The following is a 22,399-nucleotide window of genomic DNA, read 5'->3' as shown; positions in this document are numbered from 1 at the left end:
GTGGTCTTCGGCTTTACGCAAGTGGCAGGAGGTGTGGCTGTAGTTCAGTTATACCAACTGATTTCTGCGTTGTTGGCCATCAGTGTGCTGACCCTGTATTTCTGGATGATCGCTATATCAATCCTGCTGAGTATTGCGACTTTCGCATTGGCATTTGGGCGTCCAGCCGCCGCTCGCTACTTAGCCACTGCGTTATTGCTATTTTTCGCAATAGGATGTGTTACTAGAGTTCGAGACGGTGGTGCGATGTTCGAGCATGCGTTCATGCTTCCGGCCCTAGGGGCTCTCTGGCTTATGAGTACTCGGCACTACAGGGTTTTTTGTCTGAAATTGGCAGTACTACGGCGTCGGCGGATTCAGTACCGGATCACTTCGTTAGGCCACAAGATTAAACGCAAAGCTTCATCGCAACGCATGCGAAAGCACGAACGGCAGTGACTCGAAGGACGGACGCCTTTCGTTAAGGATTCTCCGGTTGAGTCTCAGCATCGGCCGGTCTGACCTGTGCTCAAATAGCCCTCTGTTCAGCTAGCTCAACAAGCCTTGCCCGTGAGTAAGATGAGCTTTTCCCATTTCGAGTACGCCGGTAAGCGCAAGCAAACGCGCTTGGGTTTGCGCTTCATCTTCTCTTAGTCCTTTTTTAGCGCGGTGACCGTGATCCGCATCATGCCGCCGCTCAAGTAGTGCCGCTCGCTTGACGACCACCACGCACGCCTTTAATGTCCCGGCGCGCCCATCCGGATTAACCTCAAAAGGAGTTGTAATGAACACGATGTCACTGTGCACCGGTGCCTTGCTCGGGCTTTTCATGGTCGGTTGCGCGGTGCAGGACAAGCTCGACACCAGTCGCCTGACCCGTTTCGATGAGTACCACGCCAACCTTGAGGCCAATGGTGCGCGCTATACCCTCGATGCCTACATCATTCCGTTCTACCAGCCGTTTTTCATCACCGTCGAACGTGACGATGGCAAGCCGATGGAGCTCGCCGAAGCGGCTGCGGTCGCCCAGCCGTACATCGTACCGCGCGGCTGTACCCAGCCTGCCGTGCGGCGCCCTGATCTGGACCGCAGCAATGCGGCCAAGACCCAATGGATCGTTGGCATCGAATGCTAACGCCAGTGGCAGCGCCACTTCCGAAGCGGCGCAACAAATGGTCAAAGCCTTGCTGATACTAGGGGGCTCCAGGCTTTCATCCAGCGATCCAGATTTCGGGTAGCTATGTTTACGACTGTCCGCGTTGCTGTGCCTGAGGATGCGAGCCTCTTACTCTCAATCGAGCGTTCTGCCGCGCAAGCCTTTCGTGCACTTGAAGGGTTAAGCTGGCTCGCTGATTCTCCTCCTATGCCCGTTGAACGGCATCTTGAGCTCATCGAGCGCTCGACGTGCTGGGTGGCCATCGATGCTGAAAATCGCCCGCAAGGATTTCTCAGTGCCGATATCTACGGTAGAGACCTTCATATCTATGAACTTTCCGTTCGACACACGCTGCAAGGGCAGGGCATAGGGCGACAACTCGTTCAAGCGGCGCAGGCTTATGTTGAGATCAGTGGGCTGCATGCGCTGACTCTCACAACCTTCAAACACGTACCGTGGAATGCTCCATTCTACTCTCGTCTCGGTTTTCAGATTGAATCCGACCAATACGTCGATGAAAGGCTGTCAACACTGTTGAATGAAGAGTATGAACACGGATTTCCCGTGGGAAGCAGGTGTGCGATGGTCTGGAGAGCGGGCGAACGGTGATGCCTCGAAGGCTCAGTCCACCCACCGCCACAACGGCTCATCCAGCAACCCGACCCCGCGCAACTGCGTCTGTCCCTGATCCTTCTCAAGCTCCAGCACATTGCACCCTTCACACGCCGTCAGCGCGTCGATCAGCGGCCTGCTGTGCGACACCACCCACACCTGGCTACGCTGCGACGCGCGGATGATCAAGCGCGCCAGCGCTGGCAGCAGGTCGGCATGCAGGCTGGTTTCCGGTTCGTTAAGCACCATCAGTGACGGTGGTCGGGGCGTCAGCAGGGCGGCCATCAGCAACAGATAACGCAAGGTGCCGTCCGAAAGCTCCGTCCCGCCCAGGGGCCGCAGCAGCCCGTGCTGATAAAGCCTTACGCTGAACAGCCCGCCGGGTGGTGCATCGATCTCCAGGCGGCTGCCGGGAAATGCGTCATCCAGCGCGGCAACCAGATCTTCGACGTCGCCAATTTCGATGATGGTCTGCAGTGCCGAGGCGAGGTTGCGGCCGTCGTGGTGCAGTACGGGCGAGCGGGTGCCGAGCTGCGGCTGGCGGCAGGGGGCGTCGCGATCGATGCGGAAGTGATCGTAGAAACGCCAGCTGTTGATGAACGCGCGCAGCTCGCCGATCTCCGGGGCCTGGCGGGGGCGGCCGACGATGTTGAAGAAGCTTTCGCTGCTGTCGGCATGCTGGTCGAGTACGGACCAGCTGGTGCCTTCGCGGGCACGTACCAGGGCGTTCTTGCGCTCGACCAGCAGGGAGGAGGGGCGGTAGGCGCCGGCGCCCCAGATCGCTTCGCACTTGATCTCGGGGTCGAGCATGAATGCGCTCGGGTAGGGCAACGGGATGGGCAGGCCGAGGGAGATGGCGAAGCCGAAGTCTTCGGTGGCGAAGCCCAGGCGCAGGCGTCTGACGTCGGTCGGGTGCTGGCCTTGGATGGGCACTTCACCGCGCTTCATGCGGGCGCTGGTTTCCGGGCCGGCCCACCAGGTCGAGTCCAGGCCGCCTTCGCGGGCGAGGGCTTCGATCACGCCGCCTTGGGCGGTTTCAGCCAGTAGGCGCAGGGCTTTGTACAGGTTGGATTTGCCGCTGCCGTTTGCGCCGGTCACCAGGTTGAGCTGGCCTAGCGGCATGACGAGGTGCTTGATCGAGCGGTAGTTGCCGATGGCGAGGGTGGTGAGCACGCGGGGCGTCCTGGCTTGGGCATGTGGGGCGATTGTCAACGATGCTGGGTGGGGTTGCCAGCCGCCGGGTGCTCGGGGTTGGTTGGTGATGTGAGTCCGTCTGTATCGGTGATGGGGATGGCACCGGCTTTGCCGGTGATCGCGGGACGAGCCCGCTCCTACAGACATCGTGCATCTGAGGGAGCGGGCAACGCCTGTGCCATTCGTCTCAAGCGCCTGGTTCGTGCGCCAGACGTTTGAGCAACGCGTGCGCCGCCGCCTCGGACGACGCCGGATTCTGGCCGGTAATCAGGTTGCCATCCTCGACCACGTAGCTCGCCCAATCGGCTGCCTTGGAGTACTCACCGCCGTTGACCTTGAGCATGTCCTCCACCAGAAACGGCACCACATCGGTCAACCTGACAGCCTCTTCCTCACTGTTTGTGAAACCGGTGACGCGCTTGCCTTTCACAACCGGCTGGCCATCGGCTGCCTTTACGTGCTTGAACACCCCCGGTGCATGGCAAACCGCACCAATGGGTTTGTTCGAGGCGTACAGGGATTCGAGCAGGGTGATCGAATCCTTGTCCTCGGCCAGGTCCCACAACGGCCCATGACCACCTGGATAGAACACGGCGTCGAAGTTGTAAGGGTCGATCTCTCCCAACGGAATCGTGTCGGCCAGGGCCGTCTGTGCCTTGGTGTCTTGCTGGAAGCGGCGCGTGGCGTCGGTCTGGGCGTCGGGTTCGTCGCTCTTCGGGTCCAGCGGTGGCTGGCCGCCTTTGGGGGAGGCGAGGGTGATCTGGGCGCCGGCGTCGCTGAACACGTAGTAAGGGGCGGCAAACTCTTCCAGCCAGAAGCCGGTTTTCTTGCCGGTGTCACCGAGCTGGTCGTGGGATGTCAGCACCATCAGGATCTTTTTCATACAGGACAAGCCTCCGGATCTTCATGGGCAGCGCGCCTTTCGCCCTGCGTTAGTGTGGGAGGCCCAAGACCGACAGATGTTCCATTGGATGATTTTCACAACGTTTCACAGGCGCGATCCGCCCAATGATCACGGGCGTGCAGCTGCGAAAAGCGGCTGATCGCCAGCACGGCTGTCATCGTTCAGTCATCTCGCTGCTTTTCCCTGCACTCACACACTTCGGGCCCGCCAACCCGGCAGCCACCTTCAGGGAGAACGCGCATGTCAGCTCCGGTCACCAACGCCCCCGATATCAAGACGCTCACCAAAAAGGACGCCAGTGCCGAGTGGGGCGATGCGGTCGATCGTGCCAAGGCCAAGGACGCCGGCATCGAATGGCAGCGCCCGAAGGACGACAACCGTTCGGCCCAGGAAATCATCGACGACAGTCCGCTGTTGAAGAACCTTGGCAACCAGAGTGGGGTGAAGGACAAGCTGCGCGAGCGGGTCGGAGATTTCGAGCACGACGCCGATGCGGCCTACCGCGCCACCCAGGTACTGGACCACATCGAACGCTTCGACGAGGGCGGCTCGCGGCTGGTCGGAGGTGATATCGACAACGGCAAGGTCGATGGTTTCACCAAGGGTGGTGATGCCAAGCACGGCACCGAGGCCGGGCGCCTGCAGGACTTTGGCAAGTACGGCTGGGAAAACCTCAAGGGTGAGCTCAAGCACATCGAGGCGGCCAACGACGACCCCGAGGCACGCAGCAAGGCGGAGGCGGCGGGTATCCGTTGGGAGCGCCCCGAAGGCGATGAGCGCTCGGCGCAGCAGATCATCGACGACAGCCCACTGCTCAAGAACCTGGGTAACCAGAGCGGGGTCAAGGACATGCTCAAGGAGCAGGTCGGCGACTTCGAGCACGATGCCGATGCGGCCTACCGCGCGACCCAGGTGCTGGACCACGTGGTGCGCTACGACGAGAACGGCGAGCGCCTGGCCGGCAAGGATGTCGACAACACCAGCATCGACGGTTTCACCAAGGGCGGCGATGCCAGGCATGGCACCGAAGCCGGGCGCCTGCAGGATTTTGGCAAGTACGGGTTCGAAAGCCTCAAGGGCGAGCTGCAGCATGTCGACGACGTCGGCAAGGATGACAAGCGTCGCGAGGCGGCGGAAAAGGCCGGTATCGTCTGGGAGCTGCCCGAGGACGACAAGCGTTCGGCGCAGGACATCATCGATGACAACCCGCTGCTCAAGAATCTTGGCAACCAGAGCGGGGTGAAGTATGCGCTGAAGGAGCAGGTCGGCGATTTCGACAAGGATCCCAACGCCGCCTTCCGGGCCAGCCAGGTGCTCGACCGAGTGGTGGGCTATGACGGGGACGGCAAGGCGCTCACCGGCAAGGATGTGGCCAACAGCAGTGTCGATGGCTTCACCAAGAGCGGCGAGGCGCGTCACGGCACCGAGGCCGGGCGCCTGCAGGACTTCGGCAAGTTCGGCTTCGAGTCGCTGGCCAAGCCGCCGGCCAACGATGAGATCGGCAGCTACAAGGAGTTCCTCAAGACCAACCCGGACGCTGACGCGGGCTCCAGGCAGATCGCCCAATATGGCGCGATCTTCGATGCCAAGTACGACTCGATCCGCGGCAAGACTGGCGCCGACGGTGCGGTCACCGCAGACAACATCAAGGACTACCTCAAGCAGAATCCGCAACTGAGCAAGCAGGAGCAAGAAGCGCTGAACTTCTTCGCCCAGCCAGGTGCGTTCCGCAAGGTCGATACCGCCAGCAACAACATCGGCGACAAGCCCGATGGCAAGGTCAGCCGCGAGGACGTGCAGACCTGGCTGAAGAGCGGCTCACCCACCGATGCCCAAGGGCTGGCCAGCCTGATCACCGATGTCGCCGCCGGCAATGTCACCGGCAAGGTCGACACCCGCAAGCTGGGCGAGGATGTCTTCGCCCACCCGGAAAAGTACAGCGCCGAGGAAAAGGCCGCCGTACTGCTGGATCTGCAGGAGGCGCAGAAACTGGTGGTCGATGGCGCCAATGCCGGGGTGTGGAACAGCGACTACGGCAAGGTCGCCATTGCCAACCGTTCCGGTGCGATCTGGGAGCCGCAAAAGCTGCTGGAAGACATCAACGACCATATGGCCATCCTGCAGAACGACAAGGAAACCGCCGACTATCTCAAGAGCGCGGGCGATGAGGCGGTGAAGACGCTGTTCGAGGAAAACCCGGGGCTCAAGGACGCCGTCAGCAAGACCTACGAAGACGAGGTCAAGTCTGGCAAGGCGCTGGACGCTGCCTGGGACGCCAACACCAAGGATGGCAAGACCGACCAGCACACTGCGCTGGCCAGCTTCTATGCCACCGCCACCAGCCTGCAGTCGATCCTCGGTATCGACGACGCCAAGGCGATCCAGGGCGCGGTCGGCAAGTCGTCGCACAATGAAGATTTCAAGACCTTCTACAAGGATCAGCTGGCCACCGGCGAACGCATGCGCGAACTGCTCAAGGACAACTCGCCCGAGCAGGCCGCCTCGGAGTTCAGCCTTGAGGTGGCGCTCTACAACTCGGCACTCGACCCGCAGTTCACCGCCGAGTATGACAAGCAGCTCAACGACAACTTCTCGACCATCACCCAGGAGAATTTGTTCAAGGACGCCAGCTTCGACGACCTCAAGACCGCGTTCGGCAAGGACGGTGGCGAAGAGCTGGACGAGGACAAGGTGCGCAAGCTGATCGACCAGATGCGCGACGAAAGCCCCGAGCTGTTGCTCAACCAGGACGGCACCGTGGCCACCACCGACCAGGTGCTGGCGGGCTTCCGTGGCAATTGGGACCTGTTCCGCCAGGGCACCAAGGCCCTGGACAAGATGGGCAAGCTGTCGGACTTCGACCCCAACGGCAACGCCAAGGGCGCTTACGGCAGCGGCGTGCTGCACGGGGTGAGCGGGCTGTTCCTGGCAGGTGTCACCATCGCCCGCGGCGCGCAGAGCGGCGGCAAGCTCACCGATCGCAACATCGTCGACATCACCACCGGGTCGGTGCAGACCACCACGGTCTTGATCGAGGGCGGTTCCAAGGGTTACCAGGAGCACTTGACCAAGGCGATCAAGAACGGTGAGCAGACGCTGACCGACATGAAGGACGGCAAGGTGATGCTCGACCTGCTCGATGAGGTCAAGGCCAACGTCAAGGATGGCAAGCACGCCAAGGTGGTGGCGAAGAACTTCGAGGAAGCTGCCAAAGGCATCGGCGGGCTGGCCGGTATCGTGGCCGGGGCCTATGGCATCTTCGATGGTGTGAACGCGCTGCGTCGTGGCGACAAGCTGGCCGGTGGCTTCGGCATCACTGCCGGCTCGCTGGGCGTGCTGGCGGGCAGTGCCTCGGCGGTGGAGGGCGGCCTCGGCCTGCTCGGCGCCAACCTGCCACGCTTCCTTCCGGGCCTGGCGGCCACGGCCGGGGTGCTGGGTTTCCTCGGCGCGGGCGTGGCGGTGCTGGCGGCGATCATCCCGGGCCTGGTCAAGGAAGGGCAGGAGCAGGTCAAGTCAGACAAGTTCGGCTCGTTGCTGGGCGATTCGATCGAGCGCTACGGCATCGACGGGATCAAGGATGGCACCTTGGCCGATATCCCCACCGAAGACTGGCCGGGTGGTGAGGAGTGGACTTCCTGATGACGCGCCGTGGTCGGCACATGCCTGCGGGTTGCGACCGACCTAGGGGCTATTTCGCGAACCTTCCTAATACGTCGTAGGGCATTTCCGGGGATACCATTTCCCCGGGTTTTGCCGTTGTGTGGCGCCGTCCGCGCTTCTACTCTCCCGGGGCCGGTCGCACATCGTCACCGCGTTTTCAGCCGACGGGCAGAGACACACGCCAGGTTCGCGTGGGTCGGGCTGGAACACGGGCGAGGGTGTGCGACGGGCGCTTTTCAACCAACGCTGGGGGAGCCATGGACAACGACGACCAATCGAATGAGCGCGGGAGCCTGAAACTGGTCAGCGCACCCGCACGTATCCGCCGCGAGCCACGCATGGCCTGGGTCCAGGCAATACCCGGGCTGCCGCCGAAGGAAACGCTGATGGAAATTTCCACGCTGCTCGGCTGCGTGACCGAACTCACCCGACGAGCCATCGACAAACCACAGGATGCCGAACCGCTCATGCGCGCCACCCATTACCTGTGCGGCATGAGCAAGGCGATGATCGACGGCCAACTGACCATCGTACGCGGTGAGGCGCCGGTCGAGGAGGGGTCCTAGCGATACCGCAAGCCCTTGATGCAGGACGCATCGGCAAGCAGACACCGGGATTCACGCGGGCAAGCGTGATAGATTCCCGGGCCTCGTAGTTGCAGACCATGGACAGGCCTCGAAATGAGCAGGACCTCGCAATCCGCTACACCCCGGGTGCGCCGCGTGCGCCCGACCTTCGCCCAGGTGTTTCGCAAGAACCTCAAGCGGGTGCTGACGCACTGGACGCCGTTCACCGTGACGCTGGTGTTCCTCGGGACCTTCCTCGGCAGCGTGAGCCTGTACATCTACACCCGGGCCATCGGTCGCGCCGACCTGTTCATGTCGGCGCTGGATTCCAAGTCGTCACTCGCCGCCTGGATGTTCGTGGTCGTCGCGGTGATGTTCTCGCACCTGATCATCCTGATGGGCTCGTCGTGGCTCTACGGCACGGCGGTATCGCTGTTCGGCAGGGTGCGCTGGCTCACCCGCCATGTCGCGCTGTGGCTGGTGATTCCGTTGGCGGTGGGCTACGCCGCCTTCATCGTCCTGGGCTTCTTCTACCACCGAATGCTCAGCCCCGGCGTTGCCATGCTGTTGATCTCGGCAGCCACCTTGCTGGCGTTTGCCGCGTTGTTCTTCTCCCGGTCGTTCAGGTCGTTGTTCGTTCTCGCGGCGCCGAAGAACAAGGGCAAGGCCGATCGCTGGTTTCTTGGGATATTCCTGTCGTTCACCCTGGTGTTCGCCGTCATCGCCAGCTCGTTGTCGATGCTGTTGATCATCGACACTTACGTCGGGCGGGATAACGAGGCGGCGGTATCGTTCGTGGCAGGCTTTTCACTGTTCACGCTGCTGATGAGCCTGCTGCCTTCGATGTTGTACTTCGTGTTCAAAGGCGATATCTACCGCAAAGTCGCCGCGGGCATCGGCGGCGCCTTGCTGTTCTTCGTGATCTTCCTCACCACCGCCAAGGGCGCGATGTCGAGCATCACCTATTCGGTGGCCGGCAGCCTGGAAGTGCGCCAGGGCTTCTCCCAGCGCTACGTGTTCGATCGCCAGGTGACACTGGCCGATATCGATCCGCTGCTCTGGCACAGCCGTCTGCGTCACGATGGCAAGGTGCAGGTCAGGGCCTACCAGTTGTTCGCGTTCGGCGACCTGCTGCTGTTGTGCCCACACAGCCTGCTCGGGGCCAAGCTCCACCAACTGCCTGACTACACCCGCCTGTGCATCTTCACCCGCAGCAGCCAGGTGGAGCGCTTGCCGCCGCTGCTGTTGCCAATCGTGCAGCGCGAGCCGCAACGGGCGCATTGGCAAGAGGCGGCGGACCGGCAAATGGGCTGGGAGCAAATACGTGGGCAAATGTTGCAGGACAAGCGCTAGGCATGCGGCCTTTATCGGCCTGTCGCCTGTTCACCCGTTGCCTCGCCAATGCCCTGAGTCATCACCTCCATCTGCGCAGGCGGTTTGGCGACGTTGCGGTTCGCCACCCCGAACGGCACATGCACCATCGGCAGGTTGCCCGCCGCCGAGCTCAGGTGGCTGCGCTGGTCATCGAAGAACATGTGTGGCTTGAGAATGGACAACACTCGGTCCTTCTCCATCCCACCCAGAAAGAACGATTCATCCGGCGAAACGCCCCAGTCTTTCAAGGTGGTCACCACGCGCTCATGGGATGGTGCGTTGCGCGCTGTGACGATGGCAATGCGCAGGATGCGCTTGTAGTCAGGGTCTTGCGCAAGCTTCTGGTCTTCGAGGGTGCGGATGTGCGAGAGCTTGCGGTACAGGTCCGCCAGCGGCCCCGGCTGATGCGGGATGGCTTTGCGCGCGAACTCGTGGGCCTGGAAGTCGTGGAGGTTGTTGTGCTGCTTGTAGACCGTCTCGGCTTCGTCGTCGGCGATCACGCCGTCGAAGTCGAAGGCCACGCGCAGCTCGGTGTCGATCTCGTCGTCGTAGATGCGTGTGGGCAGCACCAGGCCGGCGGGATAGTCGGCGTCGATGGCGCGCTGCACGTCTTCTTCGTTGGCGCTGAGGAACAGCGAAGCATTGAAGGCCGGGATGTATTCGTAGGGCGAGCGGCCAGACATGAAGGCCGCGCGGGTGATGTCCAGGCCGTAATGCGTGATGGAGCGAAACACCCGCAGCCCGGTTTCCGGCGAGTTGCGCGACAGCAGCACCACTTCAACCGGCAGTTGCCCCGGGAAGGCCTTGTTGATGCTCAGGAAGCGGCGGATGAACGGAAAGGCCACGCCCCTGGGGAACGGATTGTCGAGGTTCGCTTCATGATGCTGGCGATAGGCTTCGACGCCTTCACTTTGATAGATGTCGTCGGATTCAGCGAGGTCGAACAGCGCACTGGAGGCAACGCCGACGACAAGTTTCTGTTCGATGGGGTAGGGCATTGAGAAGTCCTGAACCGATAGGCATCACCGAGACTTGGCGCGGTGCGGCCATGATTGTACTGCCATAAAAGGATAGCTGTGATGTTCAAGGTGTTCGTCAGCGCAAAGCGCTGGAAATCCCCCGGCGCGCAGGCGCAAGTCCGCCACCCAAAGGTGCACGCGTGCATCAAAATGAGATATAAAGCCCACAAATTTTCACCGTGATCAGCAATTTGTGTGCGCATTGCACATTAATGGATATCGTTAAAGCCCAATTCCCAGTCTGAACATCGTCTACTCTGGATCCGGCCCACTTATTGCTCCGCCAGCGCCACCCCCCCCAACACTGGAACACTATAAAAATGAGCTCACCCGGCGAATTCCCCCTGACCGAAGCCCCCCGGCACGCCCGCAAGGGCCTGCTGCCGATTGCCATGGTCCTGTTCAGCTTCACCTTTTTCACCGGCACCATGTTCGCTGGCGGCAAGCTGGGCATGGCCTTCAACTTCGTCGACATGCTGTGGATCGCCACCATTGGCAACACCTTGCTGGCGATCTATGCGGCAACGCTCGCGTTCATCGCCTCGCGCAGTGGCCTGAACACGGTGCTGATGGGGCGTTTCTGTTTTGGTGAGTCGGGCAGCCGGCTCTCCGATTTTCTGCTGGGTTTCGCTGAGCTGGGCTGGTACGCCTGGGGCACGGCGACAGTGGCGATCGTGCTGGTCAAGCTGCTGGGGCTGGCCGAGGGCCTGACCATTCCGCTGATGGTGTTGTTCGGATTGGGCTTCAGCATCACTGCGATCATTGGCTTCAAGGGGCTGGATTGGCTGTCGCGGCTGTCGGTGCCCCTGATGTTCGTGCTGCTGGTGATTTCGATGGTCATCGCCACCCGGCACGTGGGTGGTTTCGAAGGGCTGATGGCCGTGGTGCCGCACGAGGCGATGAGCTTCTCGGCAGCGGTGACCATGGTCTTCGGCACCTTCGCCAGCGGCGCGACCCAGGCCACCAACTGGACACGCCTGTCGCGCAGTGGCCGGGTGGCGGTCACGGCCAGCGTCGTGGCGTTCCTGGTGGGCAACGGCCTGATGGTGGTGGCCGGCGCCTGGTGCGCGATGGTCTACCAGCAAGCCGACATCGTCGAAGTGATGATGCTGCAGGGCCTGTCGTTCGCCGCCGTGGTGATGCTGTGCCTGAACCTCTGGACCATTCAGGGCCCGACCATCTACAACGTCGCGGCGGCAACCTGCCACCTGGTGCGCAGCGAGCGTCGTCGTACCGCGACGCTGGTGGCGGCCGGCGTGGGCATCGTGCTGGCGATCGGTGGCATGTATGAATGGCTGATTCCATTCCTGGTGCTGCTGGGTTCGATCATTCCGCCGGTCGGCGGGGTGATCATGGCCGACTTCTGGTACCGCCACCGTGGCAAGTATCCGGCCCTGGCTTCTGTCAGCCTGCCGCGCTACAACCGCGCCGGCCTGTTCGCCTACGCAGTGGGGGCGGTGCTGGCCTACAGCTCGCCGTGGGTCGCCCCGTTGGTGGGTATCGGTGCTTCGGCGCTGTGCTACATCGTCCTGCTTGAAGTCGTTGCGCGCGTGCGCCCCGTGGCACAGGCCAAGCCGTGAGCCTGGCACTCGATGAGCTGCTGGGGCTGCCCGGTCTCGAAGAGATGACCGTGCGGGCCGGTGCACGCAACCTGCAGCGGCGGGTGCGCTGGCCTTACGTGGCGGAGAACGAAGGCATTGCCGAATGGGTGATGGGCGGCGAACTGGTATTCGTCACCGGTATCAACCATCCGCGTGGCGAGGCCAACCTGCTGAGCCTGGTGGAGGATGGCGATGCTGTCGGTATTGCCGGCATGGTGATCCTCACCGGCGGCACCTTCATCCAGCACATCCCGGCGGCGGTGGTCGAGCGTGCCGAACAGTTGGGGCTGCCGCTGATCGAGCAGCCCTACGCCTTGAAGATGGTGGTGGTCACCCACCTGATCGGCACGGCGCTGGTGCAGATGGGCCAGGTGCGGCGCTCGCGTGACGACATTCTCGGCCAGCTGTTGACCGGCGACTACCCAAGCCTGGCCATTGCCCGCCAGCGCGCTGCACACCTGCAGTTGGCGCTGGACGAGCCCCGCCGTGTGGTCGCGCTGCGGCTGTCGGCGGTTGATGGCCTGTTCGAGCGGCATCGACCGGAGCAGGCCGAACGCCTGTGGCAGAACACCCGCCAGGCGCTCGAAGAGCAACTGGAGACCTGGTGCCGTACGGTTGCGGGGGCGGTCATGGCGCAATTGCCGGGTGACCTCTTCGTGCTGCTGCTGGCCGACGCACCGGACTTGCGCCCGGCGCTCGCAGCCTTGTATCGGCAACTGGCCGAGGTGACCGGCGAGATGGCGTTGTTCATGGGCCTGTCGTGCCTGGCCGAAGACTGCGCCCACTACCGTCAGGCCCTGTGCGAGGCGCGCCAGGCTCTCGAAGTGGCACAGAACATGCGCCCGGCTACTGGCCTGTGCGATTTCAGCGAGCTGGGTGTGTTGCGCCTGCTGCAGGGGATTGCCGACCGTTCGCTGATCGACAACTTCGTCGCCCAGACCCTCGGCCCGCTGATCGAAGCCGGGCGCAAGCATCCCTACGCCCTGGTGCACACCCTCGATGTACTGCTCAAGGAAAACGGCAACGGCGCCCAGGCGGCGCAACGCCTGGGCGTACACCGCAACACCATCATCCAGCGTATTCAACGCATCGAGCAGTTGAGCGGACAGTCGCTCGATGACTCGCTTTTCCGCATGAACGCTTCCGTCGCGCTGCTGATCTGGCGCATGAGCGAAAGCCAAGGCAAGGAGTAACCCCATGAATATCATCAACGCCCGCCTGCGCGGCAAGACCGGCCTGTTCCGGATCGAGCTCGATGGCGATCGCATTGCCGCCATCGAACCCCAGGACGCGGCGGTTGCACTGAGCAACGCTGCGGACATCGACGCTGCGCAGAACCTGGTGATCCCGCCCTTCATCGAGCCGCACATCCACCTCGACGCCACCCTGACCGCCGGCGAGCCGCGCTGGAACATGAGCGGCACGCTGTTCGAGGGCATCGAGTGCTGGGCCGAGCGCAAGGCCATCACCACCCACGAAGACATCAAGGTCCGTGCCAAGAAGACCATCGGCGCATTGGTCGACCACGGCATCCAGCACGTGCGCACCCACGTCGATGTCACCGACCCGACCCTGGTCGCCCTCAAGGCGATGGTCGAGGTGCGCGAAGAGGTCCGCCACCTGGTCGACCTGCAGATCGTCGCCTTCCCCCAGGAGGGGATCGAGTCGTACGCCAACGGTCGCGAACTGATGACCGAAGCGGTCGCCCTGGGCGCCGATGTGGTCGGCGGCATTCCGCACTTCGAAAACACCCGTGACCAGGGCGTTTCGTCGGTGAAGTTCCTGATGGACCTGGCCGAGCGCACCGGTTGCCTGGTGGATGTGCACTGCGACGAAACCGATGACCCGCAGTCGCGCTTTCTCGAAGTACTCGCCGAAGAGGCGCGGGTGCGCAACATGGGCGAGCGCGTCACTGCCAGCCATACCGTGGCCATGGGTTCCTACGACAATGCCTACTGCTACAAGCTGTTCCGCCTGCTGAAGATGTCTGGCATCAACTTCGTATCCTGCCCGACCGAGAGCATTCACCTGCAAGGGCGTTTCGACAACTTCCCGAAACGCCGCGGCGTGACTCGGGTGGCTGAGCTCGACCGCGCCGGCATGAACGTGTGCTTCGGTCAGGATTCGATCGTCGATCCGTGGTACCCGCTGGGTAACGGCAACATCCTGCGCATCCTCGAAGCGGGCCTGCATATCTGCCACATGCTCGGCTATGAAGACCTGCAGCGCGCGCTGGACCTGATCACCGACAACAGTGCGCGCACCCTGAACCTGGGCGAGCGCTACGGCATTGAAGTGGGGCGCCCGGCGAACCTGCTGGTGCTGTCGGCGCCGGATGACTACGAGATGATCCGTAGCCAGGGATATGCGCTGGTCTCGGTGCGTGGCGGCAAGGTGCTGATGCGCCGTACCCCCGCGCAGATCGAGCGCTTCGCCTGAGGCGCTGTGTGGGGGCAACTGCGTGCCCCCACACATCACTGTTCACCCACCGCCTGCGGCAGGTGCCCGAGCGGCAATCCCGTCTGTTCCTTCACCGTGGTAATCGCAAAATTGCTGCGGATGTCCGTCACCCCCGGCACCTTGAGCAGCGCCTCCATCAGGAACCGCTCATAGGCCCGCAGGTCCGGCACCACCACCTGCAGCAGAAAATCCGACTCGCCCGACACCAGGTGGCATGAGACCACTTCGCTCAACGCCGAGACCGCCTGGCGAAAGGCGGCGGACGATGCCTCGGTGTGCCGCTCCACCTTCACCCCAACGAATACCGTCAACCCCAGCCCCACGCCATCGCGGTCGATCTGTGCCTGATAGCCACGGATGATTCCAGCCTCTTCCAGCAGGCGTACGCGGCGCAGACAAGGGGAGGGTGACAGGCCTACTTCCTCGGCCAGTTGCACATTGGTCAGGCGTGCGTCGCGCTGCAGCGCCGCGAGAATCCGGCGGTCAAGGTTGTCGAGTTTCATTTTTGGCATTTATCCGTTTCTTTGAAATCGTGATTGGCACGATATGCCAATAATCCTCTCGCGTGTAGTGAACTACGCAACGCACGCCGGCGCGCTGCTCGTTAAGCTTTCAAGCCAGTGATCCCTTGCAGGCAGGAGAGGCGAAGATGGCGAATCTGGAGCTGTTCATAGGTGCGCTGGTCGCGGTATGCCTGGTCCCGGGGGCGGACATGGTGCTGGTGCTGCACACCTCGAGTACCCAGGGCCGCGCTTATGCAGTAGCGACCGCAGTAGGCCTTGCGATTGCGCGAGCGGTACACGTGACTCTGGCTGCATTGGGGCTGGCGGTACTGCTCAAGACGGTCGGTTGGGCCTTCGAGCTGGTGCGCGTGGTGGGCGTGGTGTACCTGATTTGGGTGGGTCTGCGCATCGCTCGTGCGCCCAGCCTGGTGCCTGATCTCAACGATGCAGACATGCCAGTGGCCCGACGCGCCTACGGCACGGCGGTGTGGCGTGGGCTGCTGACCAATATCAGCAATCCCAAGGCGTTGTTGTTCTGTTCGGTCCTGCTACCGCAGTTCATCGATGCCAGTGTCGGCGAGGTCGGTGGGCAGTTCTTGCTGCTGGGTGTGGTGCTGGTGATCGTCGGGCTGTTGTTCGACCTGTTCTACGCCATGATCGGCGCTGCGTTGGGCTACTGGATGGCGCGCAATCCGAAGGTCGAGGTGGTGCAGCGCTGGACCTTCGCCAGCCTGTTGATCGGCTTTGGCCTGCGCCTGGCGTTGATCGGCCGCCCGCAGTGAGTGCAGCTTGGTCTAGAATGCCGCTTTCCTTCGCTCGACGGACTGGCCATGGACCCGCTCTACCTCATCGCTCTGGGCGCTTGTGTCGCCGGTTTCGTCCAGGGGCTTTCCGGTTTTGCCTTCGGCATGGTCGCCATGTCGTTCTGGGCTTGGGGCCTGGAGCCACGCCTGGCGGCGTCGCTCACGGTGTTCGGCAGCCTCACCGGGCAGTTGATTGCGGTGTTCACCGTTCGCCGCGGTTTCAGTTGGCGGTTGCTATGGCCCTTTGTGTTGGGTGGGCTTGCGGGTATCCCGCTGGGTGTGTGGGTGCTGCCCTACCTGGACATGCTCTGGTTCAAGGCAGTGTTCGGCACCCTGCTGGTGCTGTGGTGCCCACTGATACTGCTGGCGCCGCGCCTGCCCAGGGTGCCGGGCAATCGCCTGGCGGACGGTGCGGTGGGTATGGTTGGCGGTGTGCTCGGTGGCATCGGTGGTTTCACCGGCACCGTACCGACCTTGTGGTGCACGGTGCGCGGCTTTGACCGCGACACCCAGCGCGCGGTCATTCAGAACTTCAACCTGTCGATGCTGGCGGTGACCATGCTCACTTACCTGGGCACCGGTGTGGTGACTTCGGCGATGCTGCCCTGGTTCGGCGTGGTGGCCCTGGCCATGCTGATCCCTACGGTACTGGGCACACGGGTCTACCTGGGCATCAGCGAAGCGGCGTTTCGCCGGCTGGTGCTCGGGCTGCTGACCTTGTCGGGGATAGCCATGCTGGTGGCGTCGGTGCCGGTGTTGCTGGGGCGCTGAACGCTTGCCTATGGGCGGTTTACTTGGCACGCTTGGCCCCGGTCTGCAAACGCACATGCCGCGATACAAGGAACCGCCAAGGTGAGCTGGGAAAAAGTCGGGAAAGCCCTCGCGGGCCTGCTGGTCATCGTCGTCGCCGGCGCCGCGCTTTATGCGTCGCTCAAGGACGATCGTGGCCTGAAGGCCTATGTCGCCTACGAGGCCCTGACCTACCCCAGCCAGTTCAACGAGCGCATCGGCCAGGCCCGCGAGCAACTCAAGTACGAGCGGCTGTTCGCAGGTGTCGAGGCGCTGGCCAAGGGTGCATTGAGCCGCGATCAGGTCGAGGCCCTGGTGGCCCAGGCGCAGACGCCCTACATGCAACTATTCGCCAAGCCCTTCGAGGCGGGGCTGGTGGACCATCGCACCGGGTTGTTCATCACCTTGCGCAATACGCGTGACGAACCACTCAAACAAGTGCACATCCGCCTGCCAGCCAAGGGCCTGGTGCAGGTGCGCGATGACGCCGGGGACGACAGCATTCCCGAGAACGCCACCAACATCATCGAGATCCCATCCATCGAGGCCGGCGGGGTGTGTCGGGTGTGGGTGTACTTCGATGCCGACATCTCGCAGATCACCCAGGGTGGTATCAGCATCGTGCATGCCGAGGGGCCGGCAGATATCCAGGTGATACGCCAGGTCAGCGGTTTCCAGGCGCTGATGGCCCGTTATGGCCAGGTGCTGATCGGCCTGGTGGTGGCGCTGGGCTCTCTGGTGCTGGGGCTGACCTGGGTCATGCTGCGTCAGCGCCATCGCTTGCGGCAGCTGCGCAACTGCTGACGACGGGGCAACCTTCATTTGCCCCTGGTGGGGCTGGCCATGGCTGATGTCTCAATCGGGGAGTGCCTCGTCTACCAGTTCGATCCAGTGCCGCACCGGTGTTCGCCCGGCACTGGCCAAGTGGTTCTGACAACCGATGTTGGCGGTGACGATCACCTCGGGATTGCCGCTTTCCAAGGCGCTCAGGCGGTTATCGCGCAGTTGCTGCGCCAGTACAGGTTGGGTCAGTGAATAGGTGCCCGCCGAGCCGCAGCACAGATGGCCGTCGGGCACGGGTGTCAGGTTGAAGCCCAGGCGCTCGAGCACAGCCTCCACGACACCCCCCAGCTTCTGTGCATGCTGCAACGTGCAGGGGCAATGGAAGGCCAGACGCTGGTCGGCTCGAATACCCAGGCGCTCCAGCGGCGCATCGCGCAATACCTCCACCAGGTCCCGGGCCAGTGCGCCGACCCGCGCGGCCTTGGCGGCGTAGGCCAGGTCCGCCGCCAGCAGGTGCCCGTAGTCGCGCACGAAGGCGCCGCAGCCACTGGCGGTCTGCACGATGGCTTCGGCACCGGCTTCGATGGCTGGCCACCAGGCGTCGATGTTGCGTCGAGCGCGATCGAGGCCGGCGGCCTGCGCGTCGAGATGATAGTCCACAGCGCCGCAACAACCGGCCTCACGGGCCGCTATCACCGAGATTCCCAAGCGATCCAGCACCCGCGCTGCCGCCGCGTTGGTGTTGGGCGACAGCGCCGGTTGCACGCATCCTTCGAGCATCAGCACCCGACGCGCGTGCTGTACCTTGGGACGCGGCTTGAGTACAGGCTCATGGCGCGGCAGCTTGGCCTGCACCGGCTTCGGCAGCAGTGGCCGAAAGGCCCTGGCTGTGCGGGTCAGGGCCTTGAACAACGCAGGCCTGGGGACGAACAGGCGCAATCCGTGGCGTAGCAGGCGCTCGCCCAGCGGCCGCGGCACCTGCGCGTCGACCACGGCACGACCGATGTCCAGCAGGTTGTGATACTCCACCCCGGACGGGCAGGTGGTCTCGCAGTTGCGACAGCTCAGGCAGCGGTCCAGGTGAGTCTGGATGCTGGCGGTGGCCGGTTGCCCTTCGAGTAGCAGCTTGATCAGGTAGATGCGCCCACGCGGCCCATCCAGCTCATCGCCCAGCAGTTGATAGGTCGGACAGGTGGCGGTGCAGAAGCCACAGTGCACGCAACTGCGCAGGATACGCTCGGCCTCGTCGGCCCGTGGCAGGCGCTTGGCCTGTTCGCTCAGGTTGGTCTGCATGGCTGGCCCTCATATGTCGGCATACAGGCGGCCGGGGTTGAAGATGCCGCGAGGATCGAGTTGTCGCTTGAGGTTGCGCTGGTAACGCAGCAATGGCTCGGGCAGCGGATGGAACCCGGCGCTGTGGCAGGCATGCAGCGTGGCATGGCCGCCAAGACCTGCGACCGCTTCGCGGATGACGCTGGGCGAGGCGGCGGATTTCAGCCAGCGTTGGGCGCCACCCCAGTCGAGTAACTGGCGGCCGGGCAGGCTGAGCGGCGGGCTGTTATGCGGCAGTGACAGGCACCACAGGGGCTCGTCAGCGGCGAAGAAGGCCAGGCGTTGTTCACGCAGGTCATGCCAATAGCGGTTGTCCAGCAGCGCGCCGCCCAGGCGCTCGGCGGCAGAGGCCACCGAGCCTTCCCCGCCTTCCAGGCGCAGGTACAGGGCGTCGCCGTCATGGCAGGCGGCTGTGATCGGCAGCGCTTGCTGACCCCAGGCTGCCAGCTCGCCCAGGGCTTGCCGAAGATCCATCGACAGGCGCAGGCTCTGGCAAATGCGCGGTCGCGGCAGCACCTTCAGCGATACCTCGGTCAATACCCCCAGGCAGCCGAAACTGCCGGCCAACAGGCGCGACAGGTCGTAGCCCGCGACGTTCTTCATCACCTCGCCACCGAAGCGCAACAGCTTGCCGTGCCCGGTGATGACTCGGGTGCCGAGCACATGGTCGCGTACCGAGCCTGCCCAGGGCCGACGTGGCCCTGCCAGCCCGGCCGCGACCATCCCGCCCAGCGTGGCGCCGTCGCCCAGGTGTGGTGGTTCGAACGGCAGCATCTGCCCGGCCTCGTACAGCACAGCCTCGATCTCGCGCAGCGGCGTCCCGGCGCGTGCCGTGAGCACCAGCTCGGTGGGGTCGTAGCTGACGATGCCGCGATGGCTGCGGGTGTCGAGGGTCTGGCCGTCGACCGGACGACCGAGCATGGCTTTGCTGTCGCTGCCCTGGATACGCAATGGCGTACGCTGCTCGAGGGCCTGGCGCACCTGCTCCAGCAGGTCGGCGCTGGCATCGTGATCCTGATCCATCAGAAACGCTCCAGGTCGGGGAAGGGTAACTGGCCGTGGTGCACGTGCATCGCGCCGAATTCGGCGCAGCGCTGCAGGGTCGGGATGTTCTTGCCAGGGTTGAGCAAGCCCAGCGGGTCGAAGGCGTGCTTGACCGCATGGAACAGCGTCAGCTCGTCGGCGTTGAATTGCGCGCACATCTGGTTGATCTTCTCGCGTCCCACGCCGTGCTCGCCGGTGATGCTGCCGCCCACCGCCACGCACAGTTCCAGGATCTTGCCGCCGAGGACCTCGGCACGCTCCAGCTCGCCGGGCTGGTTGGCGTCGAACAGGATCAAGGGGTGCATGTTGCCGTCGCCGGCATGGAACACGTTGGCCACGCGCAGGCCATGCTCGCGCGACAGCTCACCGATGCCGTGCAGCACCCCCGGCAGTGCCCGGCGCGGGATGGTGCCGTCCATGCAGTAGTAGTCGGGGGAAATGCGCCCTACCGCCGGAAAAGCGTTCTTGCGGCCTGCCCAGAAGCGCACGCGCTCAGCCTCGTCACGCGCCAGGCGTACCTCGCTGGCGCCGGCTGTCTTGAGCACGGCCTCGACGCGCAGGCAGTCGTCCTTCACGTCTGCGTCCACGCCGTCGAGCTCGCACAGCAGGATGGCGGCGGCCTCGGCCGGATAGCCTGCATGGATGAAGTCTTCGGCGGCCCGTAGCGACAGGTTGTCCATCATCTCAAGGCCTGCGGGAATGATGCCTGCGCCGATGATGTCGGCCACCGCACGAGCGGCCTTTTCCACGCTGTCGAAACTGGCCAGCAACACCCGCGCCACCTGTGGCTTGGGCAGCAGCTTGACGGTGACTTCGGTGACGATGCCCAGCAAGCCTTCGGAGCCGGTGAACAGCGCCAGCAGGTCGAAGCCTGGGGCGTCCAGGGCATCGCTGCCCAGCGTCAGGTATTCGCCCTCGATGGTGAGGACTTCGACCTTGAGCAGGTTGTGCACGGTCAGGCCGTACTTCAGGCAATGCACACCCCCGGCGTTCTCCGCGACATTGCCGCCGATCGAGCAGGCGATCTGTGACGAGGGATCGGGCGCGTAGTAAAGACCGTGTGGCGCCGCTGCCTGGGAGATCGCGAGGTTGCGTACGCCCGGCTGGACACGGGCGAAGCGACCTGCTGGATTGATCTCAAGGATGCGATTGAACCGCGCCATCACCAGCAGAATCCCCTGCGCCAGCGGCAGAGCTCCGCCCGACAGGCCGGTACCGGCTCCGCGGGCCACCACCGGCACCTGGTGCGCGTGGCAGATCTTCAGCAGCGCCTGAACCTGTTCCAGGTGTTGTGGCAGCACCACCAGCAATGGCACCACGCGGTAGGCGCTGAGGCCGTCGCATTCGTAGGGGCGCAGGTCTTGCTCGGTGTGCAGGATGTCGAGGTCGGGCAGGGCGCTGCGCAGGGTATCCAGCAGCGCGGCCTTGTCGACCGTGGGCAGTGCGCCGTCCAGGCGCTCGTCGTACAGGATGTTCATGGGGCGGACTACCAGGCACTTGTCGTTGTTGTGCGGGGAAGGATAGCTACCCCTCGGCCTGGTGCACCCTTCAGTGGGCGTTCTGGGTGAGGCGAATGATCTGCCGGGCCAGGTACGCACCGGTCAGGATCACCCCGAACAGGCGCAGCGTCTGCATCGCCAGGACCATGCCGACATCGGCGTGGGTTTCCACCGCGATGATCGCCATCGCATCCAGGCCGCCGGGGCTTGTGGCCAGGTACATGGACAGGAAGTCGGTGCCGGCGAGCCGCGCCAGCAGCCAGGCACAGCCCGCGCAGAGCAGGATCAGCACCACGGCGCCGGCGATCATGGTCGGCAGGCGCTTCCACACATAGCGCACGGTCTGGCGGTCGAAGCGCAGGCCGATGTAGCAGCCGATGGCGCCGTAGGCGATGGCCAGCACTTCGCTGGGCAGACTGACGTGCAACACCCCTGTGAGTTGCAGCACTGCGCCAAGCATCAACGGCATCAGCAGGGCGCCGGCGGGCATCTTCGAACCGGCGGCAACGCCCACCAGCACCACGCCAAGACCAAGCAGCAGGTTGCCCAGTTGCATGCTGTCGGCGACCACCGCGGCCTGGGCCGCGTCGCCAGCAACGCTGGTGGCGCCCAGTAGGTGACTGACCAGCGAGCCGATCATCACCACACACACCACACGCACGTACTGCATGGTGGCCACCACGCGTCCGTCGGCGCCGTTGTCTTCGGCCATCGACACCATGGCCGAAGCCGCGCCAGGCGCAGTACCCCAGGCAGCGGTGCTGCCGGGAATGTCACCGAAGCGCACGGTACCCAGGCCGACCAGCGCGCTGAGCGCGACAGTGGCGAAGGTGGCGAACAGCATCAGTGGCCAGGCGTCGGCCAGCGAGGCGAGCACCGGCCAGGTCACCGAATGGGCCACCAGCAGCCCGACACAGCCCTGGCCGAAGCGGAACACCTGGCGATGCAGGCTTAGTTGCGCGCCGGATACACCGAAGACGATGGCCACCAGCATGGGGCCGAGAAAAAGCCCGGCCGGCACGGCGAGGGCGTGGAGGATCTGCCCGGCGGCGCCCGCACAGAGGATCAGCGCGAGCCATTGCAGGATCAGGGTGGGGGATGGGTGCTTTGTTGCTTGGGGG

At 63.8% G+C, this 22,399-nt stretch carries 19 protein-coding genes; 11 read left to right on the top strand and 8 right to left on the bottom strand.

Annotated elements, in window-relative coordinates; genetic code table 11:
- Nucleotides 1–763: 763 nt before the first annotated feature.
- Nucleotides 764–1,114: a hypothetical protein gene (locus tag IAE40_RS22455; protein WP_200603893.1), complete on the top strand. Its 351-nt coding sequence runs from the start codon at nucleotides 764–766 to the stop codon at nucleotides 1,112–1,114.
- Between the two features lie 105 nt (nucleotides 1,115–1,219).
- Nucleotides 1,220–1,744 (top strand): GNAT family N-acetyltransferase, encoded by a 525-nt coding sequence (locus IAE40_RS22450; RefSeq protein ID WP_197891303.1) that lies wholly within the window; start codon nucleotides 1,220–1,222, stop codon nucleotides 1,742–1,744.
- 12 nt (nucleotides 1,745–1,756) lie between these two features.
- Here the strand turns inward: IAE40_RS22450 and IAE40_RS22445 are convergent, their stop codons facing one another.
- Nucleotides 1,757–2,920 carry an AAA family ATPase gene (locus IAE40_RS22445; RefSeq protein ID WP_200603892.1) on the bottom strand — a complete coding sequence of 388 codons (1,164 nt, stop codon included), beginning with the start codon at nucleotides 2,918–2,920 and terminating at the stop codon, nucleotides 1,757–1,759.
- A gap of 208 nt (nucleotides 2,921–3,128) precedes the next feature.
- Nucleotides 3,129–3,824 carry a type 1 glutamine amidotransferase domain-containing protein gene (locus IAE40_RS22440; protein ID WP_200603891.1) on the bottom strand — a complete coding sequence of 232 codons (696 nt, stop codon included), beginning with the start codon at nucleotides 3,822–3,824 and terminating at the stop codon, nucleotides 3,129–3,131.
- Nucleotides 3,825–4,085: 261 nt separating this feature from the next.
- On the opposite strand from IAE40_RS22440, the gene IAE40_RS22435 reads away from it, so the two are divergent.
- The 3 genes from IAE40_RS22435 to IAE40_RS22425 all read left to right on the top strand — a co-directional run bounded on the left by IAE40_RS22435 (nucleotide 4,086) and on the right by IAE40_RS22425 (nucleotide 9,424).
- Nucleotides 4,086–7,484: a type III effector HrpK domain-containing protein gene (locus IAE40_RS22435; protein WP_200603890.1), complete on the top strand. Its 3,399-nt coding sequence runs from the start codon at nucleotides 4,086–4,088 to the stop codon at nucleotides 7,482–7,484.
- 278 nt (nucleotides 7,485–7,762) lie between these two features.
- Entirely contained in the window at nucleotides 7,763–8,071 is a 309-nt protein-coding gene (locus IAE40_RS22430) for a DUF3077 domain-containing protein (protein WP_153772772.1), read from the top strand.
- A gap of 114 nt (nucleotides 8,072–8,185) precedes the next feature.
- Nucleotides 8,186–9,424 carry a hypothetical protein gene (locus IAE40_RS22425; protein ID WP_200603889.1) on the top strand — a complete coding sequence of 413 codons (1,239 nt, stop codon included), beginning with the start codon at nucleotides 8,186–8,188 and terminating at the stop codon, nucleotides 9,422–9,424.
- An 11-nt stretch (nucleotides 9,425–9,435) separates the two neighbouring features.
- Here the strand turns inward: IAE40_RS22425 and IAE40_RS22420 are convergent, their stop codons facing one another.
- Nucleotides 9,436–10,443, bottom strand: a complete 1,008-nt coding sequence (locus IAE40_RS22420; RefSeq protein WP_153772770.1) for a 5'-nucleotidase — start codon at nucleotides 10,441–10,443, stop codon at nucleotides 9,436–9,438.
- A gap of 341 nt (nucleotides 10,444–10,784) precedes the next feature.
- Here IAE40_RS22420 and codB point away from each other — a divergent pair, with 341 nt between their 5' ends.
- From codB to codA, 3 genes are read left to right on the top strand one after another with little or no spacing between them, the layout of a single operon-like run.
- Nucleotides 10,785–12,044, top strand: a complete 1,260-nt coding sequence (gene codB / locus IAE40_RS22415; RefSeq protein ID WP_200603888.1) for a cytosine permease — start codon at nucleotides 10,785–10,787, stop codon at nucleotides 12,042–12,044.
- Nucleotides 12,041–13,258 carry a PucR family transcriptional regulator gene (locus tag IAE40_RS22410; protein WP_200603887.1) on the top strand — a complete coding sequence of 406 codons (1,218 nt, stop codon included), beginning with the start codon at nucleotides 12,041–12,043 and terminating at the stop codon, nucleotides 13,256–13,258. The genes codB and IAE40_RS22410 overlap by 4 nt, the downstream gene beginning before the upstream one ends.
- Nucleotides 13,259–13,262: 4 nt before the next feature.
- Nucleotides 13,263–14,504: a cytosine deaminase gene (gene codA / locus IAE40_RS22405; RefSeq protein WP_200603886.1), complete on the top strand. Its 1,242-nt coding sequence runs from the start codon at nucleotides 13,263–13,265 to the stop codon at nucleotides 14,502–14,504.
- 35 nt (nucleotides 14,505–14,539) lie between these two features.
- On the opposite strand, the gene IAE40_RS22400 is transcribed toward codA, so the two are convergent.
- Entirely contained in the window at nucleotides 14,540–15,028 is a 489-nt protein-coding gene (locus IAE40_RS22400; RefSeq protein WP_063545292.1) for an Lrp/AsnC family transcriptional regulator, read from the bottom strand.
- Between the two features lie 146 nt (nucleotides 15,029–15,174).
- Between IAE40_RS22400 and IAE40_RS22395 the strand changes: the two genes are divergently transcribed.
- The 3 genes from IAE40_RS22395 to IAE40_RS22385 all read left to right on the top strand — a co-directional run bounded on the left by IAE40_RS22395 (nucleotide 15,175) and on the right by IAE40_RS22385 (nucleotide 17,424).
- Complete coding sequence (locus IAE40_RS22395) at nucleotides 15,175–15,810, top strand: LysE family translocator (RefSeq protein WP_197891317.1); 636 nt, start codon at nucleotides 15,175–15,177, stop codon at nucleotides 15,808–15,810.
- A gap of 48 nt (nucleotides 15,811–15,858) precedes the next feature.
- On the top strand, nucleotides 15,859–16,602 hold the full coding sequence (locus tag IAE40_RS22390; protein ID WP_200603885.1) for a sulfite exporter TauE/SafE family protein: 744 nt from the start codon (nucleotides 15,859–15,861) through the stop codon (nucleotides 16,600–16,602).
- Nucleotides 16,603–16,683: 81 nt separating this feature from the next.
- On the top strand, nucleotides 16,684–17,424 hold the full coding sequence (locus tag IAE40_RS22385) for a hypothetical protein (protein WP_153772765.1): 741 nt from the start codon (nucleotides 16,684–16,686) through the stop codon (nucleotides 17,422–17,424).
- Between the two features lie 51 nt (nucleotides 17,425–17,475).
- Here IAE40_RS22385 and glcF read toward each other — a convergent pair whose 3' ends face one another.
- The 4 genes from glcF to IAE40_RS22365 all read right to left on the bottom strand — a co-directional run bounded on the left by glcF (nucleotide 17,476) and on the right by IAE40_RS22365 (nucleotide 22,368).
- Nucleotides 17,476–18,696 carry a glycolate oxidase subunit GlcF gene (gene glcF, locus IAE40_RS22380; RefSeq protein WP_197891319.1) on the bottom strand — a complete coding sequence of 407 codons (1,221 nt, stop codon included), beginning with the start codon at nucleotides 18,694–18,696 and terminating at the stop codon, nucleotides 17,476–17,478.
- A gap of 9 nt (nucleotides 18,697–18,705) precedes the next feature.
- A complete protein-coding gene (gene glcE / locus IAE40_RS22375) occupies nucleotides 18,706–19,758 on the bottom strand; it encodes a glycolate oxidase subunit GlcE (RefSeq protein WP_197891321.1) in 1,053 nt (350 codons plus the stop codon).
- A complete protein-coding gene (gene glcD, locus IAE40_RS22370; RefSeq protein WP_197891323.1) occupies nucleotides 19,758–21,257 on the bottom strand; it encodes a glycolate oxidase subunit GlcD in 1,500 nt (499 codons plus the stop codon). Before glcD ends, glcE begins: the two co-directional genes overlap by 1 nt.
- Before the next feature lie 70 nt (nucleotides 21,258–21,327).
- A complete protein-coding gene (locus IAE40_RS22365) occupies nucleotides 21,328–22,368 on the bottom strand; it encodes an AbrB family transcriptional regulator (protein ID WP_200603904.1) in 1,041 nt (346 codons plus the stop codon).
- Between the last annotated feature and the right edge of the window lie 31 nt (nucleotides 22,369–22,399).

The sequence above is a fragment of the Pseudomonas sp. S44 genome, from assembly GCF_016624805.1.
Classification (GTDB): Bacteria; Pseudomonadota; Gammaproteobacteria; order Pseudomonadales; family Pseudomonadaceae; genus Aquipseudomonas; species Aquipseudomonas machongensis.
This window is presented reverse-complemented; position numbering and strand designations above follow the sequence as displayed.

Excerpts from the sequence above, each read along its gene's own strand:
- IAE40_RS22420 (WP_153772770.1), bottom strand. The coding sequence starts at position 10,443 with ATGCCCTACCCCATCGAACAGAAACTTGTCGTCGGCGTTGCCTCCAGT.
- glcD (WP_197891323.1), bottom strand. The coding sequence starts at position 21,257 with ATGAACATCCTGTACGACGAGCGCCTGGACGGCGCACTGCCCACGGTC.
- codA (WP_200603886.1), top strand. The coding sequence starts at position 13,263 with ATGAATATCATCAACGCCCGCCTGCGCGGCAAGACCGGCCTGTTCCGG.
- IAE40_RS22450 (WP_197891303.1), top strand. The coding sequence starts at position 1,220 with ATGTTTACGACTGTCCGCGTTGCTGTGCCTGAGGATGCGAGCCTCTTA.
- glcE (WP_197891321.1), bottom strand. The coding sequence starts at position 19,758 with ATGGATCAGGATCACGATGCCAGCGCCGACCTGCTGGAGCAGGTGCGC.
- IAE40_RS22440 (WP_200603891.1), bottom strand. The coding sequence starts at position 3,824 with ATGAAAAAGATCCTGATGGTGCTGACATCCCACGACCAGCTCGGTGAC.
- IAE40_RS22390 (WP_200603885.1), top strand. The coding sequence starts at position 15,859 with ATGGACCCGCTCTACCTCATCGCTCTGGGCGCTTGTGTCGCCGGTTTC.
- IAE40_RS22455 (WP_200603893.1), top strand. The coding sequence starts at position 764 with ATGAACACGATGTCACTGTGCACCGGTGCCTTGCTCGGGCTTTTCATG.
- IAE40_RS22435 (WP_200603890.1), top strand. The coding sequence starts at position 4,086 with ATGTCAGCTCCGGTCACCAACGCCCCCGATATCAAGACGCTCACCAAA.
- IAE40_RS22425 (WP_200603889.1), top strand. The coding sequence starts at position 8,186 with ATGAGCAGGACCTCGCAATCCGCTACACCCCGGGTGCGCCGCGTGCGC.
- glcF (WP_197891319.1), bottom strand. The coding sequence starts at position 18,696 with ATGCAGACCAACCTGAGCGAACAGGCCAAGCGCCTGCCACGGGCCGAC.
- IAE40_RS22400 (WP_063545292.1), bottom strand. The coding sequence starts at position 15,028 with ATGAAACTCGACAACCTTGACCGCCGGATTCTCGCGGCGCTGCAGCGC.
- IAE40_RS22395 (WP_197891317.1), top strand. The coding sequence starts at position 15,175 with ATGGCGAATCTGGAGCTGTTCATAGGTGCGCTGGTCGCGGTATGCCTG.
- IAE40_RS22430 (WP_153772772.1), top strand. The coding sequence starts at position 7,763 with ATGGACAACGACGACCAATCGAATGAGCGCGGGAGCCTGAAACTGGTC.
- codB (WP_200603888.1), top strand. The coding sequence starts at position 10,785 with ATGAGCTCACCCGGCGAATTCCCCCTGACCGAAGCCCCCCGGCACGCC.